The following is a 15,933-nucleotide window of genomic DNA, read 5'->3' on the forward strand; positions in this document are numbered from 1 at the left end:
TCACTCCGGGAGAGGGGTTGGGGTGAGGGCAGTCAGAGCGCGGAGGTCTTTATCCGCGCGAAAGGCTTCAAGTGGCTCACGCTTTGCACGCCAGCGCTATTCTCACCGCCCATTCCAGCGCCCACGGAAACCTCCGTTCCACCCACACGCGTAGAAGCCGCCCATTAAGCCCGCATCGTGTCAGCACACCCGACAGGAGCCGCCCGATGACCAGCAGTGACGCCGCCCGTATCCTCCGTATCGTGCGCGGCATGCCCGCCAGCGACGGTGCGGGCGTGAAGCTCACCCGCGTCATCGGCAGCCCGCAGCTGCCCGATCTCGATCCGTTCCTGATGCTCGACGAGTTCGGCACCGACAAGCCTGAGGATTACCTCGCCGGCTTCCCCGAGCATCCGCATCGCGGCTTCGAGACCGTGACCTACATGCTCGACGGCCGCATGCGTCACAAGGACAACCACGGCAACGAAGGACTGCTGGTGCCCGGCAGCGTGCAGTGGATGACCGCCGGTCGCGGTCTCGTGCATTCGGAAATGCCCGAACAGGAAGCCGGCCGCATGCGCGGTTTCCAGCTGTGGGTGAACCTGCCGGCGCAGGACAAGATGACCGCGCCGAAGTACCAGGAATTCGCGCCCGAGCGCATTCCGGTCGTGCAGGCGGGTGAAGGCGTGTCGGTGAAGGTGATCGCCGGCGTCGTCGACGGCGTCGTCGGCCCGATTTCGCAGCCGGCGACCGATCCGCTCTATGTCGACCTGACCCTCGCGCCCGGCGCGACGTGGCGGCACGCGTTGCCGGAAGGCCACAACGCGTTCGCCTACGCGTTCGAAGGGGCTGTCCACATCGGCGAGGCCGACAATGCGCGCGCGCTTGGGGCGCAGGAGCTCGCGGTGCTCGGCGGCGGCGCGCAGCTGATCCTGCACGCCGGGGACGCAGGTGCGCGTTTGATTCTCGTGGCGGGTCGCCCGCTGCGCGAGCCGGTCGCGCGTCACGGCCCGTTCGTCATGAACACCCGCGAGGAACTGATGCAGGCTTTCGTTGACTACGAGCAGGGCCGCTTCTGATGCACTTCAGCCCTCCCGCGTGCGGGGGAGGGCTGGGTGGGAGCCGACCTTGAGGACGCAGGTCAGCCCTCAAAGCAGATCAATACCGCTTACTTGCTCCCCAGCCGCACGTCCGAGAAATGCAGCGATTCGGCATCGCGCAGCGAACGCGACAGCCCGGCCTCGTCGGGCGAACGCACGATGATGTGCGCGTAATCGCCTGAAGTGAGTTCGAGCAGGGTTTCGCGCACCATCATGCCGGCCAGCAGTTCGTTCTGCGGGGCATGCCACCAGGTCCGGGTGCCGTCGATGGTGACCGCATCGCCGATGCGGTCGTTGCGACGCGGTTTGAACGTCGCGCTGCGCCCCACCGTCACCGCGAACGCCTGCTGACCCGTGGACAGGTCCATCGCGCGGCAGAAGACGAAATCGGGCCCCGGCTGCACTTCCCAGCGCACGGTGGCATCGGGTGGCAACTGCGGACATTCACTGGCGGTCTGGGCCTGCGCCGTGCCGGCACAGACCAGCGCGCCCAACAGCGCGAGCGGTCGGATCGAGAGCATCGTGGTTTTCCCCTGTGACACAGCCTTCGACGATACGCCTGCATCTAGGCTGTGATGCTCCAATAATTGTGACGCGAGTCACTTTTCAGGGAGTGGGATGAACTCCGGATCGCCCGGCACCGTGCCGAAACGGCCTGCGCGCCAGTCGTCCTTGGCCTGTTCGATGCGGTCTTTGGACGACGACACGAAGTTCCACCACAGGTGTCGCGGCCCGTCGAGCGGTTCGCCCCCGAACAGCATCGCCTTGAGTGGCGTCTTCGCCCGCAGTCTTGCCATCGCGCCGGCATCGAGCACGGCGAGGTGGCGCGGCGGGATGTCGGCGCCGTCGAGCTGCGCCTCGCCTTCGAGCACGTAGAGCGCGCGCTCGGCGTGCGAGGGCGGAATCGAGAGTTCGGCGTCCGGTTCGAGGTCCAGCGCCACGTTGAGCGTGTCGGCGAACACGCGCACCGGCGATTCCTCACCGAAGCCGCGACCGGCGATCACGCGCACCCACGCGCCATCGCGGCGGAACTGCGGCAGCGTCGCCGCCGCGTGGTGGTGGAACTCGGGCGCGGTCTCCTCGTACGTTTTCGGCAGTGCGACCCAGGTCTGCATGCCATGCAGCGGATGCTCGCCCTCGCGCAGCGACTGCGGCGTGCGCTCGGCATGCGCGATGCCACGGCCGGCGGTCATCCAGTTCACGTCGCCCGCGGTGATGTCCTGCGAGTGGCCGAGCGTATCGGCGTGGTGGATCGTGCCCGACCACAGGAAGGTCACGGTCGCCAGGCCGATGTGCGGATGCGGGCGCACGTCGATGCCGGCGCCTTTCTCGAAGATTGCCGGTCCCATGTGATCGACGAACACGAACGGCCCCACGCTGCGCGCCTGCAGCGTCGGCACGGCGCGACGAACTTCGAAGCCGCCGAGATCGTGGGTGCGGGGATTGATCAACAGGGTCATGACGGCGGCTCCGGCGATGGTGGTTGCAGGGTCTCAGCATGCCAGCGAGGCCGTCTGCTCTACCCTTGATCGGCGGGACGGTTCGTTGCGGACGGAAATGCAGGTGCGCCAAAAGGGGGTCGAGGGCGACATCGCGACCCGTTCGGATCGAGGTGACGTCTCGATCCGAGGAATGAGCACCTCTCCCTATGGTTGAGGTCGGCGCGCCTGGCGCGCCGGGTGAGGGCAGGGGCCGAGCGCGTGATATCGACGCCGCTCAGACGCCAGCCAATCCCTCACGCCACGCTGCCAGTTTCGCCTCGAACCCCAGCGCAGCGTGCGCTGGACTCGTCGACGGCAGACGCAGCAGATCGGGCGCGAAGTCGAGCGTCGGCAGCACGTGCCGCCGGAACAGGGACTCTGCGGCGGCCCCGTTGAACCGGATCCGCGTGATGCCCGGATAGCGCGCAAGCAGTCCGCGGATATCGTTCGGCACGACGGTGCCCGATTCGATGCGGGCATCCAGACTGCCCGGTCGCACGCACTCCCCGGCGACGTCCCACAGCGCGATCCCATGTGCACGAACGTGCGCGATGCGTGCGGCGTAGGGCAGGGCCGGATCGAAACCGAGCAGGGTGCCGATGATCGGCCAGAACAGATTGCGGGGGTGCGCGTAGTAGCGGTGCGCGTCCAAGGACGCGACGCCCGGCATGCTGCCGAGCACCAGCACGCGAGGTGCATCGCCGATGATCGGCGCAAAGCTGCGGACGCGAGCCGACGCCATCAGCGCTGCGCACTTCCGCGCATCAAGTCGACGGCACGACATCCCCTGTCAATGCGCATAGGCAGGACACCGGGTCCAGCACCGGGAAGGCGACAAGAGGCAACGGGCTCCCACCGCACAGTGCCGCTCAACGCGAAACAGCCCGGGATCCAGCGGCGCGCGGCCTGCGTCGATGGCCATGGCGTTGGCGACACGGGACCGTCGTGAGAACGCCGCTGCGTCCGACTCTGGCACACGCCGCACGACGTCACTTCGCCGATTCCGCGCATTTGCCGGTCAGCAGGTCGAGTTCCTCGAACAACACCGGATGCACCGATGTGAAGTTGAAGCAGGATTTCCCCCGCATCTTCTTGCGCAGCGCATCACTGATGTGTTCGAGCAGTGCTGGATCCTCGTAGACGGGCATCAGGTGGTAGCTGACGTAGGTCTTCTTGATCTGCGCGGCGCCGAAGAACTTCGGGGGCGCGGCGTGCGTGGCCGATGGCACTTCAACGTACAGATGGTCGGGCTGGTCGATCTTGATCGAGAAGCCGGAAGCGTGCTTCCGGAGCAAGCCCGCCAGGTGGGTGAACGTCGCATCGAAGTCGGTCACGGCCTGCGCCTTCCAGATGTCCGGGAGTCCGGATTCTAACGGTGCGTCGCCGGCTGGCGAATTGCTCTCATCGCCTGCAGCGGGACGCATACAGACCTGGTCCCGGCGGACGTGCGCGATTCCGATGTTCGTGAATGATCGTGCGCTCTCTTACCGCGACACCATCAGTCTCGCTCAGGGTCAGGCGGCGTCCGCTGTGGGTGCGAGTCCCGGGGCTGCGAACCAGCGCATACCGGCGCTGGTCGGAAGATCTGCAGAGCGGGCGTGTCTTGCGGGGGGCATGGTGACGGCTTCCGATGCAAGGACGCACCGAATCTCATGCTCCACAGGCGGTCATGGGCTCGGATTCGTGCACAAAGCCGTGCGTGTCTCGAATCCGCACGACGAACCTGCCCGGACTGCCGGTGCTTGGCGCGATGTCCGAATAGACCTCGAATAGCGCGCTGTCGGATCGCCCCAGCGCTGCTTGATAGGGCGCGCTCATGTAGTGCCCGAGCGCAATATGCCAGCCCTGCGTCCCATCCAATGGCTCGAAGACGATGTTGTTCGGATGAAGGCGAAACGGCTGGTGCTCGCCGTACACAGGAAACGCCACTACGCCGTGGGGGCCGTTCCTGATTTCGACGATCGCAGTGCCGGCCGCCAGAAGCGCAAGGCAGTCAGAGGGAACTGACGCGATGGCGACGCCCGAGTGACTTTGAGGATGGGTGTGCGCGCACCCCAAAATCAGCAGGAAAGTCGCAAGCACGGGAAGATATCGCATGCGGTTCATCTCAAGACGACGCCCGTTTCGAAATATCGGTTTGTTCGATCGTACGGGCTGTGGAGAAATCGCCGGGTCGCAGAAGCGCATGACGAGCCGGCGATTGAACTGATCATTGTGTTCCAAAGTTGGCAACGCTCTAAACCTTCACGCCCCATGAGCACAGAGCCAGACACTTGCATCGCCGTGCAGCGAAGCGGCATCGACTTGAGCAAAGTGTCGAGCCGCGCACTGGAGCGCTAGTACGCGGTCGCTCGTGAACCTCCACGGTGCCGCCTGCCTCATAGACAGGGTTGCCTGAAAGATCGGAACGCGCGTGTTCCAGGTTGGCGGCACGCGAGCGGATATCACCCGAAAGATGCGCGCTGCCTGGTCAAGATTCGCCGGTCTTGCGAAAGGTGAGACCGTCGCCAATGGCACCGCCTCTATCAAAAATCCCATTCTCATGGAGAAGCGCGAAGTAGTTGTCCCACATGAAAGATTCATTCGCGGCAGCCGGGGGGCAGTCGACTCGTTGTGCATCAGCAGGATCGAGTCGTTCATCGAGTCTCCAAGCATTACATGGTTGGCCCTAGTATCCGATCAACCTCTGTGTCACTGCGGGATCGGTCTAAATGAACTGTCAGCCGTGTTGCGGGTCGCGGCATTCGTCCATTGCCTTGGGGCGATCCGCCCAGGCGTGGTTGCCGCTGAAGCGCACGTGGTCGCAGCCGACACCAACTCGAGATCCGTCCGGGCTTGCAAGGCAGGTGAGGACACAATCCGCTGCAGGCGTGCAATGGCCCCTGAGCTTTGAGACGAGAGATTGCTCCTGCTTGGACAACGAACGCTCAGGCAGCGCTTTGCAGGCATGAAACGTGCGGATGTCTCCAACTTGAGGCTCAGGCGCGAGGAAGAGGTGCACACGCCGTTTTCCCGCATCAATCGTTCAACCCGGCGGCGGCTGACCTGTTCGCCAGCCTGTTGCAGGGCCGCGTGCACGCGTGGGCTGCCATAAGTCTCGCGGCTCTGGGCATGCACGTCCTTGATGCGCTCGACCAGCACCGCGTCCTCCACAGGGCACGAACTTCGCGGACGCTGCTGCCAGGCATTGAAGCCGGACGCGCTGACGCCATGCAGGCGACACATCGTCCTCACCGGGCCATCTTCCTGGTGGTGAGCGATGAAGGCGAAGAGGTTGGCCTTGGACTCGAAGTGAACAAGATGGATTTTTTTAAACGTCATGCTCGACCTGCAGCCGCTTTTACTTCCGCTTTACCTCGCGCAGTGCTTTCAGCTCTGCGAACATAGTCTTGTCCAGCTCCACACCCATGGTCACGATCACTCCCTCGCGTGCCAGTTTGCGCCAACGAAGCAGCATGAAGAGATGGATGTAAAGCGAGTCCGCGACGTCGCGCACTGAGACACCGGCAAGCTCGCTCAGAGGGACAGCTGTCGCCTTGAAATGATCGCTGTAGCGATACGTCGTTCTGGGTCCTGGCGTTGGCATGCAATCACTCCTGATCGTGAGGTCAGGGTGTCCACTCAACCGAAGGAACTATCGATTCGGCTTGAATGAATTGTCAGGCCGCACGCCGAGTGACTGCCCAACCAAAAAGCGAGCCGGCAATGCCGCCCCAGATGATGCCCAGAGTGAAGCGATAGCCCAGATAATGAGCAATGAAGGCGCCAATGCTCGACCCGATCAACACGAACACTGCCACGCGGCGCTTATGTGCAAGATACGCACTCTCCTGAGCTCGCTTGAGACGGATCTCCTCTTGAGCGCTCACGTCCGGCTGGAGAATGGCCTGCGCGATCGCGTCTGCTTGATTCTTGTCCATGGTTCTCTTGAAGCTCCTTGTGCGGTCCAAAACCGGAGTTAAGCCGGCCCGCACTGACCGACCGTCAAGTCGCGGCAGCGACGATGCGGGCTTGGCTTGAACGAATCGTTAGGCCGCTGGCCCATGTCTGTTGGCCTTCAGGGCCCGTACGAATGTAGGCAGCAACAGAAAAGCGCCAATCAGTACTGTGAGTGCAGCAATGACGACTGCAGGGCCAAGCCAGGCTGGTGAGGTTTGCAGAGTTGAACCAACTAGATGAGCCAGCAACGTGCCTGCAGATGCCGCGAGGACGCTCAGACCAAAGACCCTTCTGATCTTCCGCCCTGAAACGGCTGTTGAATCCTTCATGATCTATCTCCTGCCTGGCGGCTGATTTAAGCCGCGCCGCGAAGCGGCGTCGGTGATGAACTGTTAGGTGTCATTTCTTCCAGTCGAGCAGTCTTGGCACATGCCCGCTGGCGTTTCGCCAACAGTCCAAATCTTTATAGAGTTGTCGTAGCGGAAACACACATTTTTCCCAGAAAGTTCATTGAACCTAAATTCGATCGTCTGAGTCGTCAAGCCGTCGACCTTGAATACTGCGCGATGTTGTCCTGAGGATTTGAGCACAACAGCGGAAGCAAACGTGTCTGGGCCGAGAATATCCGGCAGCTCTTCACCATCATCGAACGAAACGCTATGAAGCTCGGCAGATCTTCCCGGAGTTCCGCCGCTTATACATGCTACTGCCTCATCTTCCATGATGGGCCGCGAGCCGTGTGCTGAAAGCGAGAGAAATGACAGAATTACCACCGCGAGTGTTCTCATGGCATCTAACGCCTTATGTCTTCAAGTTTCCCTACTGTAAGCGCCGAGAGCCCGGCGTGTGCGCCCGATAACGCCTCGGTGTAACGGCACCGTAATTCAGCAGGGGCCACACGCCGGATCTCGCGCCCTGCGCCCGGACAGTTGCACGAGGGTTCCCTCGAACTGCTAAGCGTGGGCCCGGGCGCGATGCTCTCGACCGGCCAACTCTAGCGGAGAATCGAGATGACGGCAGTCGGGATCGACGTAGGCAAGGCGGCGCTGGATATCGCTATTGAAGGCGTGGCCAAGGTAACGCGGTTCGCCAACAGCGCAGCGGGCATCCGCAAGCTGATTCGGAGACTGGATGACGTGGCGGATGCGCGCATCGTCGTCGAGGCCACCGGCGGCTACGAGGATGCATTGCTCGTAGCGTGCTGCGATGCAGGCCTGTGGGTCGCACGCATCAACCCCCGCCAGGCACGCGACTTCGCGCGTGCCACCGGCGAGCTGGCGAAGACGGATGCAATCGACGCAGCCGGCGGTGCGCAAGGTCACGATTTCTGCACTCACGCGCGAGCTCGCCGCCATCGATCGTGAGATGCGCACCCTGCTCCAGGTACACGCCACGCCGGCGCTGCAATCGTCGAAGGGCATGGACCCGATCTTCCAGGCCACGAGCCTCGCGCTGCTCCCTGAGCTCGGCACTCTGACGCGCCACCAGATCGCGAAGCTCGTCGGCGTGGCGCCGATGAATCGCGACAGCGGCCAGATGCACGGCAAGCGTCGCATCCGCGGTGGGCGGGGTCCGGTGCGCGTGGCGCTCTACATGGCCACGTTCGCGGCCGTGCGCTGGGACCCGACGCTGCGTGCGCACTACCAACAACTCAGGGCGCGCGGGAAGCTCGGCAAGGTGGCGCTGGTAGCCTGCATGCGGAAGCTGCTGACGATCGTCAACGCCAGGCGACGGGACGAATTGAAGGGCGCGGGAGGTGCGATAGCCGCCTGAAATCGACCCTGTTCAAGACAGTTGCTGAATCAAGCTAAGCCGCGAAGCGGCTTCGGCTTGAACTAATGGTTAGGCCTACGGGATGTGGAGCTGAGCACAGTAGTTGTAGACCGTCCAGAAGGTGACGGTTCTCGTACCACCGCCGGCATCTTCTTCCTCGCTGCTCTGCTGCTCGGGATTAGCGACACAGAAGGTACCTCTTGGCTTAAGTAGGCCGACATAGGAACGATCCTTGCGCCATTGAGGATCTATAACGAAGTATCCGCGCTCTGAGTAGTCGTAAGACCCAGACCGCTTCCGGTAGGCGAATGAGCCAGATGCATCGCCCTTTTCGACTCTAAGAAGCCAACCCTCAGGCAACTGCTTAGACTCGTAGCGCAGGTCTACAGTGAGACGCGTGCCGTCGTGCCCGGACCAAGAACTGCCGGCGATGCTGGGAGCCCTGAGGCTAGCGCAGCCAGCTAGGCCAACGAGCAAAAGCGCCAATGGTGAGCTGAGACCCTTCACAGTAGGCCTAACGCCTGGAGTTAAGCCGCGCCGAAAGCCTCGGCTTGCATGATTGGTTAGGCGCAAGCCAAGGCTGCGTCCTCGCGCTCGCCGTTCGCGAGGTCTCCAAGCTCTGCAATGAAGGTGTCCAGCAGGACCGGTTCACTGACCAAGTACATCCTAGCCTCGCTCGCGACCTCACCAGTAGAAAAGCTAGCAAACGCGGATTGCTGCTGTGTAGAGATATACAGCTTGCCTGGCGCGCGGAAATGCAACCTTGCCTGGAGCGCCCCTTTAGCGTACTCCGGCCCGAACTCTCCAAGGCGAATGTCTTTGATTCCGCCGTGTATGTGATTCCTAAAGGTGCTGAGTTGCTTGGCCAACTCTCCCAGCTTCCCATGAGCAACATAGACCGTATTGCTGAAAGATGAAGCATGGTCAGTAACGACGACGCGGAGTTCGTCAATATCGTCATCTGACCAGATCTTGGAGATGGAGATGCCGTTTTGCATCGTGCGCCTAACGCTTGAATTAAGCCGTGCCGCGAAGCGGCATCGGCTTGAATGGATTGTTAGCAATCATCGCAGGAAACGTAACGCGATTGCGGCAACGAGGAGCAGCGAACCCAGAATGGTTGCATAGCTGGCCGGTACGTGCTGAGGCTCAGTAGCTGAAAATCCGTTCTTGAGCGCACCGTAAACCAGAAGCGAGAAGCCGAGGCCAGAAAGAAGATTGCGAAGCTGCTGGCCGTAGAAGGTGTAGTCAATGAATCCGACAATGGCGAACAAGGCAAAAAGAAAGACAAAGATATTCCCCGCAGTCGTGAGTGGTTGCTTGGCTGTTGAAGTCACCGTCATCTCTCCATGAGTGCTAACACCTGAATTACGCCGCGCCGCGAAGCGGCGTCGGCTTGAATGAATTGTTAGCGCCCACGCAGGGCTCTACAAGTCTGACTTTGTACGGCCTCATCTTGTACCTCGAAGCCACCGGACGACTCATAGACCCGGCTACGGACTGACCTTATAACCGCACGGTCACACTCCCACACGCGAGACGAACGATTGATCTTGATGTCCGAAACTGTCCCATCTGCTAGAACATTGAATGATGCGGTTGCAGCGCAGGTTGCTTCTGGATCGGCATACATGATGCAAAAGTCTGGCGGGATGATGACCGGCTCCGAGCTTAGGAGCCTAGGTGGAGCGGAGTCGTCCTCCGTTCCGCTGAGCAACGAATCCTGAAACGCAGCCAAAAGTAGCAGTGAGATGATCATGGGCGCTAACACTTGAACTAAGCCGCGCCACGAAGTGGCGTCGGCTTGAATGAATAGTTAGGGCTCACTGCCGGTATCTCCAGCCTTACGAGAGCGACGCAGCTCAAGAGCCACTTTGAGTGGAACATCCGGTTGCTTGCGCCAATTGTGGCGTGTAGTGGAGGCTACGATGGACTCAACCGCCTCCGGGTCCGCAGGCGTGCTACCAGACAAAGCGGAAAGCTCCTGATGCACAGCTTTGCGATGGGCTTGATTGACCCACTGCTTGCGCTTGGTAATCGCATCGCGGCCTCCCCACTGACTCTCAGCGACAACGTTGCGCCGATCGTTCTCGAGGCTCAGGGCCTTCTTTTCCTGTGGCGTGCGGGAGCGCTTCATGTGAGGCCTAACGCCTGAATTAAGCCGCGCCGCGAAGCGGCGTCGGCTTGAATGAATTGTTAGGCGCGCTCATGGGCGGGCCGCTTTGAGATCACCGTGGAATATTGCGTTGCCAGCGATTGCTACACTCTCAAAGAACATTGCTGCTTCATTAACAACATCAGTTGGCCACTCAACCCCACCGCCGCCGAGTTGCTGCACCCCATCTGCGGCGGTGTAGGGGTGAGCGTGAAGCAATTTGTTGCGGCGAGCGATGGCTGCCAAGTAGCTCTCATGAAACTTCACCAGTCCGCGGCGCAACTTGTCCGGGAGCGGCGGCTCTGTAGCGGCAATCGCCTTGATGAGCGCCTGTGCGATATGGGAGGCCGTTTGACCTTTTGGCACGCTCCCGAAGCCGTCCGCACTTAACTTGACGATGGTCCAGACGACGATCCACTCAAGATAAGTGAAATTGTAGAACGCACGGCCCACGGCGTGCAGGTAGTCGGGATCGGCTGGAATACGAGAGTTGTACGTCATGTCGATGAGCGCCTAACGCCTGAATTAAGCCGCGCCGCGAAGCGGCGTCGGCTTGAATGAATTGTTAGGCATCGCACAGCGGACGCAGCAAAGCCAGAGCTTGTGCATGCTTGTCCGATACGAGGCCCACGCCGGGATGGTAGCGGAATCCAGAATGGTCACGGCTTGCAGCCTCAAGGGCAGGTCTAGCCTCGGCGCGAGCATCGGCGAGGTTCCCTTGGGCAGAGAGGATGATTGCTTTTGTTGCATGAAACACAAAGTGATCCACGGAAAACATGAGGTTCTCAGCGGCTTTGGAAAGTAGGGCCATTGCCTGATCGTAGCGATGAGCTGCGCCCCGTAGGGCTATTTGATATGGCAGCTCCAAGTATGCGCCGGTGCGCAAATTTGGGAACTCCGCCTCGCGATTTAGAGCTGCCTCGTAAGACGTGAATGCATCTTCTAAGCGGCCAAGAGTTATGTAGGCCGCCGCACGATCAACATGAGCTTGAGCATGGTCAAAGTCTTCACCAAGTGCAAAGTACCGATCAAGCAGATCTAAGGCTACCTGCGGATTAGTTTGCGTGAGGGAGTAGGCCTGAATCCGAAGATACTGGCTTTTGCGACGAGCGCGCCGCAGCTTCTCCTCAAAGAGAGATGCGATATCGGCATCCCAGCTCTTGTTCCGGCACCAGCGATCATCTGTCATGCGATGCCTAACGCTTGAGTTAAGCCGCGTCGCGAAGCGGCGTCGGCTTGAATGAATTGTTAGGCCAGACCTTCAATCTTTCCATGGCGATACCTGAGGATGAGCCGCTTGATACCTGTACTGCCGAATACAAGCCAGATGGCGAGAACCAACTCTGCGACTGTGGTGACAATATGAGCAATCTGCTCACGCCCCCACTCAAAGTGTCCAAACTCGGGGCCGCGAGTTAGCAGAAAAATCGTTGTCCAATAGATCGCATCTGGTAGCGCATAGGCCAAGACCCACACACCCAAAAGCGTCAGTCCTACGGATAAGGCTATCGAGCCGCTCATAGAGGTCTCTGAGCGTGGCTCACTCATCGCCGGCAGCAGCTTTTTTGCGATGGTGAGGGGAAAGAACCAGAGGATGGCGCAGACAGCGATGCTAGATGCCAGTACAACCCCCACGAGTATCAGCGATGGTTGTGGCCCATCTTGTCCGATGAGCGCGACCGCACTCGGGAACGAGCGCACAACTGTCACCAAGAGGAAAACCGCGAAGACTCGGGCGGCTATGGCAATGACATCTTCCCTGCTCACGACAATCTCTCCTGGCCTAACACCTGAATTAAGCCGCGTCGCGAAGCGGCGGCGGCTTGAATGAATTGTTAGGCGCGTCTACCACTCGCGCCACTCTTCGGTGATGTCATCACCGTTCCCGACTCCGACATCTAACGCAGCTTTGATAATCAGATCGCAGATCTCCTCGCGCTGATCTGTCTCAATCAAGCTGTGGTCGCAGGTCTCATTGAGCGCGTTTAACGCCAGGACCGTGTCCTTGACGGTTGCCATGACGGACTCAGTGTCGCCGTGAGGGCTGCTCTTAACTTGGGCGAGGAAGAGATCCAAGATCGTCTTGCACTTCTGGATGTCTTCCTCCGTGTAGGAGAAGTCATCCTCGCTCTCGCCGTCCTCCAGCGAGTCCCTCATGAAGTCGCGCATGCCTTCGAGCAGATTCTCATGGATCTGCTCAAGACTCCGCTCGTGTGACTCTTCCATGCTCTCCTCCTCCTGCGGTGAATCAGATACGCGCCTAACACCTAAATTAAGCCGCGCCGCGAAGCGGCGTCGGCTTGAATGAATTGTTAGGCCCCAAACCGCTGCACCACCGACTCGCAGGCCGGCAGTGCTTGCGGTGTTGCCCATGCAATCGCTGATTGTATGTCCGGCTCCAGTCTTGCCAATGCGTCAGGGGCCCAATGAACTCGAACAGCTCCTACTGGCAGAGCGTCAATCTCCGAAGAAATCATGGCGAAGGTGACAAAGTCAGGGTCGCGATCCTCAATTTCGACCTCCCAACGCAGTGCGGCAAGTGAGTGACAGCCCTCCAGGATTGGCACCTCACCAGCAAGGATGCCTGCAGCGATCTCAGCGGCCTGCCGGCGGACTGACAGTACGTACTGCTCGTGTGTCATGCGCTCGATCATTGGGGCCTAACGACTGAATTAAGCCGATCCGCGAAGCGGATTCGGCTTGAATGAATTGTTAGGCGCCATTGGAAGCGCCAGAAGGAATTGGAACTGTGACGCTCTCTTGCAGATGCTCATGATGCCAAGTGCTAGGCCCACGAGCATGTCCGGTAATGCGAACCGCGGTATGCGCCTCGTCATGCCACGCGACTAGTACCTCTAGCTCAATGCGCTGTCTGCCAGTATCCACCACGCGCTCGATAGCCGGTTTGCCTGTAAGCGCGACGAGCTCCTTCACAGGGAGCTGCCGGATGGCTTCCATTTCCTTGGCCAAGGCTGAATATGCGTCTGAGGTTTGCATAGAAATCGGTATGGCGCCTAACGCCTGAATTAAGCCGTGCCGCGAAGCGGCATCGGCTTGAATGAATTGTTAGGCGTCACCGGTAACCCCTGACCGAATGGGGACTGGGAAGCCCAGTTTGCTCCTGGCCGATGATCTCTAAGCCCGCAATAGACCCACCTTGCGACCAGACGATCACAGTAACCGTCTCATCACCCAGAGAGGCAAGCGCCTCAGCAAGGTTGTTCCCGACGGTGGCGTCGCTGTCAGGCCCAAACCAGACTGTGGCACAGCCGCATTTGCATGTGGCGGTGACTCGGAGCGCTGGAATAGAGGCGACGACTCCAGGAATAGTCTGGTCACGCGCGCCGACGGCCAACACCCGCTCCAAAAGCTCGGCTTCTTCTTGTGAGATCTGTCGAGACATTCAGTGTGACGCCTAACGCCTTGAGTTAAGCCGAACCGCGAAGCGGTTTCGGCTTGAACGAATTGTTAGGCCGCGCCGCCCGACAGCCTGGCCCAAGATTGCCGAAGCCCCACCAAGTGGACCACGCCGATGAGTAGACAGATCGCGGAGCTCACTATCCAGAACGTCACGCTGTTCCCAGGGAAGTAGGCCATGACCGGCACGAACGCAACACTCCGAGCAATGTAGATGGCTGTGACCGCGCAGAGTACGGCGCGGCGCAGAGGCAGCTTACGGATCACACCCGCGCCGGAGAGAGCGTATGCACTCCACGCACCAAGCACGCCGGCAATACCAAGGGTAACGACGGTGGGGTACCAATGACCCGTTGTGTGTAGCTGGGCCATTTGCTCTCCCGCCCCCAAGAGACGGTACAGCGGCGCGCCCACTACCAAGCATGCGAGATGCAACAGCGCTGCAAGTCCGCTTAGTGCGGCCCCGGCAACGAGGAGCTTGTTGGTTGGGTTTGCCACACGACTCCCTAGCGGCCTAACGCCTGAGTTAAGCCGCGCCGCGAAGCGGCGTCGGCTTGAATGAATTGTTAGAGCGCAACGCCACACTCCTGGTTGGCGCTATTGAGTTCAGCAGTTGCACCGGCTACGTCTGCCGCGGCCCCAGCAACTCTGCCAAACATTTGAGGGGTCGGCTCCTTTTCCGCGGCAGCACTAGCTGCATCAAGTTTGCTATTGGCTGCGTCTAAAGCGGCCTGTAGTTGGCTGATGTGGGTTGAGCATTCAGAAGAGATCCGGCTGCTGGCGCAACCAGAGATCAGGATGGCAACTGCAATTGCGAGAAGAATTTTCATGCGGCCTAACACCTGAATTAAGCCGCGCCGCGAAGCGGCGTCGGCTTGAATGAATTGTTAGGCCTGGGCCTGCCACCACTCGGGCGGGTACTCGCCGGCCGCGACCATAAGCTGCGCTTCCGAGCCTACCAGCTCGAAGTACTGGTGGGCAGGCGCGCCATGTGCCACGGCGCGGAGCTGTTCGGCAACTCGCGCGACCTCAGATGGCGTGACAAGCCAGCTTAGATGAACGTCGCGTGGCATCGGCGCTTTGGTTAGCCGGAGCTGCGCTCCGCCTATGCGATAGCCCTGTAATTGCAGCACCAGAGACTGGTGTTCGGAGGCAACAAAGGACTCAAGGGCTCTTGCTAAGCCTTCGATCTCTGCGGGCTGGCCCGCAACCAGCAGGGTGTTCCCGCCTTTGAATTCTTCGAAGTAGCCAAGATCTAGCTGCACGGGCCTAACACCTGAGTTAAGCCGACTTGCGTAGTGGAGGCTTTGGTGTGGCAAGCTTTTCCTGCCACGCCAAAGCTGTAACGAAGCAAGTTCGGCTTGAACGAATTGTTAGGCGCGCTGCCACGCCCCGTAAGTGGAGAGCATATGCGACTCAAAGGCCTGAGAGCCAGTGACCTCCCAGAACGACGAATCAACTGCAAGTAGCTCGAACGCCTGCTCCCCGGCAGATAGACCTACAAATCGTCCATCGATTGTCTGGTAGATGCCGCGATACAAGGAGCGGAACTCAATGTCATCCACCAATAGCCCGGTAGACGTCAGTGTCTCGATCTCCGTAGCCCGATCGCCCATGCACTCATCGATGGTGATGCGCCAGGTATCGGGCGGCGCAAAACGATCCACATCAGCGAGAAAGTCCGCAATGTCGAACAGCTCGCCGTTACTCCCGTGCTGCCGAATAATCACCATGTGCGCCTAACGTTTGAATTAAGCCGTGCCGCGAAGCGGCATCGGCTTGAATGAATTGTTAGGGCGCATCCTTGGATAGGCCGTGCTTATGCGCCCAATCTTGAGTCCAACCATATAGCTTCAGGTGATGGACCTGCCTGCAACCGGAAGACTGCTCTTGTAGCAACATTGACTCTGTAAGCTCTGCGCCACCCCATGACTCGCTAAAGAGATGGCTGTCTTCACACTCGCCCTTTCCGACCCGCTGACGCAAAGAAGAGATAGCTTTCTCCAGGACTTCGAGTCCTGCCAAGTCTGCGTGCAGGTAAACCACATCTCCCGACTGTTCTGCGACGATGCTTAGCATGTGATCTCCA

The 15,933-nt window shown here is 60.2% G+C and carries 21 protein-coding genes and 1 pseudogene; 2 read left to right on the forward strand and 20 right to left on the reverse strand.

Annotated elements, in window-relative coordinates:
• Positions 1-206: 206 nt before the first annotated feature.
• Positions 207-1,058 (forward strand): pirin family protein, encoded by an 852-nt coding sequence (locus AC3IRM_RS05935; protein WP_489205306.1) that lies wholly within the window; start codon positions 207-209, stop codon positions 1,056-1,058.
• Positions 1,059-1,147: 89 nt separating this feature from the next.
• On the opposite strand, the gene AC3IRM_RS05940 is transcribed toward AC3IRM_RS05935, so the two are convergent.
• The 9 genes from AC3IRM_RS05940 to AC3IRM_RS05980 form a co-directional block, all read right to left on the reverse strand.
• Positions 1,148-1,600, reverse strand: coding sequence for a hypothetical protein (locus tag AC3IRM_RS05940; protein WP_489205307.1), 453 nt, complete (start codon positions 1,598-1,600; stop codon positions 1,148-1,150).
• 78 nt (positions 1,601-1,678) lie between these two features.
• Entirely contained in the window at positions 1,679-2,539 is an 861-nt protein-coding gene (locus AC3IRM_RS05945) for a pirin family protein (RefSeq protein ID WP_489205308.1), read from the reverse strand.
• Between the two features lie 256 nt (positions 2,540-2,795).
• The gene (locus AC3IRM_RS05950; RefSeq protein ID WP_489205309.1) at positions 2,796-3,248 is read right to left on the reverse strand and encodes a DNA-deoxyinosine glycosylase; all 453 of its coding nucleotides are present in this window, start codon (positions 3,246-3,248) and stop codon (positions 2,796-2,798) included.
• A 301-nt stretch (positions 3,249-3,549) separates the two neighbouring features.
• A complete protein-coding gene (locus tag AC3IRM_RS05955; protein ID WP_489205311.1) occupies positions 3,550-3,894 on the reverse strand; it encodes a hypothetical protein in 345 nt (114 codons plus the stop codon).
• 316 nt (positions 3,895-4,210) lie between these two features.
• Positions 4,211-4,657, reverse strand: a complete 447-nt coding sequence (locus AC3IRM_RS05960; RefSeq protein WP_489205312.1) for a hypothetical protein — start codon at positions 4,655-4,657, stop codon at positions 4,211-4,213.
• A gap of 594 nt (positions 4,658-5,251) precedes the next feature.
• Positions 5,252-5,881: an IS3 family transposase gene (locus AC3IRM_RS05965; RefSeq protein ID WP_489205313.1), complete on the reverse strand. Its 630-nt coding sequence runs from the start codon at positions 5,879-5,881 to the stop codon at positions 5,252-5,254.
• 19 nt (positions 5,882-5,900) lie between these two features.
• Positions 5,901-6,146 (reverse strand): transposase, encoded by a 246-nt coding sequence (locus AC3IRM_RS05970; RefSeq protein WP_489205314.1) that lies wholly within the window; start codon positions 6,144-6,146, stop codon positions 5,901-5,903.
• Positions 6,147-6,219: 73 nt separating this feature from the next.
• Positions 6,220-6,480 (reverse strand): hypothetical protein, encoded by a 261-nt coding sequence (locus AC3IRM_RS05975; protein ID WP_489205315.1) that lies wholly within the window; start codon positions 6,478-6,480, stop codon positions 6,220-6,222.
• A gap of 411 nt (positions 6,481-6,891) precedes the next feature.
• Positions 6,892-7,287, reverse strand: a complete 396-nt coding sequence (locus AC3IRM_RS05980) for a hypothetical protein (protein WP_489205316.1) — start codon at positions 7,285-7,287, stop codon at positions 6,892-6,894.
• A 222-nt stretch (positions 7,288-7,509) separates the two neighbouring features.
• Between AC3IRM_RS05980 and AC3IRM_RS05985 the strand changes: the two are divergent.
• Positions 7,510-8,272 (forward strand): annotated as a pseudogene (locus AC3IRM_RS05985) (transposase).
• 563 nt (positions 8,273-8,835) lie between these two features.
• On the opposite strand, the gene AC3IRM_RS05990 reads toward AC3IRM_RS05985, so the two are convergent.
• The 11 genes from AC3IRM_RS05990 to AC3IRM_RS06040 all read right to left on the reverse strand — a co-directional run bounded on the left by AC3IRM_RS05990 (position 8,836) and on the right by AC3IRM_RS06040 (position 15,923).
• On the reverse strand, positions 8,836-9,270 hold the full coding sequence (locus AC3IRM_RS05990; RefSeq protein ID WP_489205317.1) for a hypothetical protein: 435 nt from the start codon (positions 9,268-9,270) through the stop codon (positions 8,836-8,838).
• Positions 9,271-9,336: 66 nt separating this feature from the next.
• The gene (locus AC3IRM_RS05995) at positions 9,337-9,609 is read right to left on the reverse strand and encodes a hypothetical protein (RefSeq protein ID WP_489205318.1); all 273 of its coding nucleotides are present in this window, start codon (positions 9,607-9,609) and stop codon (positions 9,337-9,339) included.
• A 479-nt stretch (positions 9,610-10,088) separates the two neighbouring features.
• Positions 10,089-10,409, reverse strand: a complete 321-nt coding sequence (locus tag AC3IRM_RS06000; RefSeq protein WP_489205319.1) for a hypothetical protein — start codon at positions 10,407-10,409, stop codon at positions 10,089-10,091.
• Positions 10,410-10,478: 69 nt separating this feature from the next.
• Entirely contained in the window at positions 10,479-10,928 is a 450-nt protein-coding gene (locus AC3IRM_RS06005; RefSeq protein ID WP_489205320.1) for a hypothetical protein, read from the reverse strand.
• Positions 10,929-10,992: 64 nt separating this feature from the next.
• Entirely contained in the window at positions 10,993-11,616 is a 624-nt protein-coding gene (locus AC3IRM_RS06010) for a hypothetical protein (RefSeq protein ID WP_489204219.1), read from the reverse strand.
• A gap of 59 nt (positions 11,617-11,675) precedes the next feature.
• The gene (locus tag AC3IRM_RS06015) at positions 11,676-12,194 is read right to left on the reverse strand and encodes a hypothetical protein (RefSeq protein ID WP_489205321.1); all 519 of its coding nucleotides are present in this window, start codon (positions 12,192-12,194) and stop codon (positions 11,676-11,678) included.
• A gap of 78 nt (positions 12,195-12,272) precedes the next feature.
• On the reverse strand, positions 12,273-12,653 hold the full coding sequence (locus AC3IRM_RS06020) for a hypothetical protein (RefSeq protein ID WP_489205322.1): 381 nt from the start codon (positions 12,651-12,653) through the stop codon (positions 12,273-12,275).
• Between the two features lie 1,757 nt (positions 12,654-14,410).
• Positions 14,411-14,674, reverse strand: a complete 264-nt coding sequence (locus AC3IRM_RS06025) for a hypothetical protein (protein WP_489205323.1) — start codon at positions 14,672-14,674, stop codon at positions 14,411-14,413.
• 57 nt (positions 14,675-14,731) lie between these two features.
• A complete protein-coding gene (locus AC3IRM_RS06030; RefSeq protein WP_489203801.1) occupies positions 14,732-15,109 on the reverse strand; it encodes a hypothetical protein in 378 nt (125 codons plus the stop codon).
• 108 nt (positions 15,110-15,217) lie between these two features.
• On the reverse strand, positions 15,218-15,577 hold the full coding sequence (locus tag AC3IRM_RS06035; protein ID WP_489205324.1) for a hypothetical protein: 360 nt from the start codon (positions 15,575-15,577) through the stop codon (positions 15,218-15,220).
• 58 nt (positions 15,578-15,635) lie between these two features.
• Positions 15,636-15,923 carry a hypothetical protein gene (locus tag AC3IRM_RS06040; protein WP_489205325.1) on the reverse strand — a complete coding sequence of 96 codons (288 nt, stop codon included), beginning with the start codon at positions 15,921-15,923 and terminating at the stop codon, positions 15,636-15,638.
• Positions 15,924-15,933 lie beyond the last annotated feature (10 nt).

This window comes from Luteimonas sp. KH_071 (assembly GCF_057838005.1).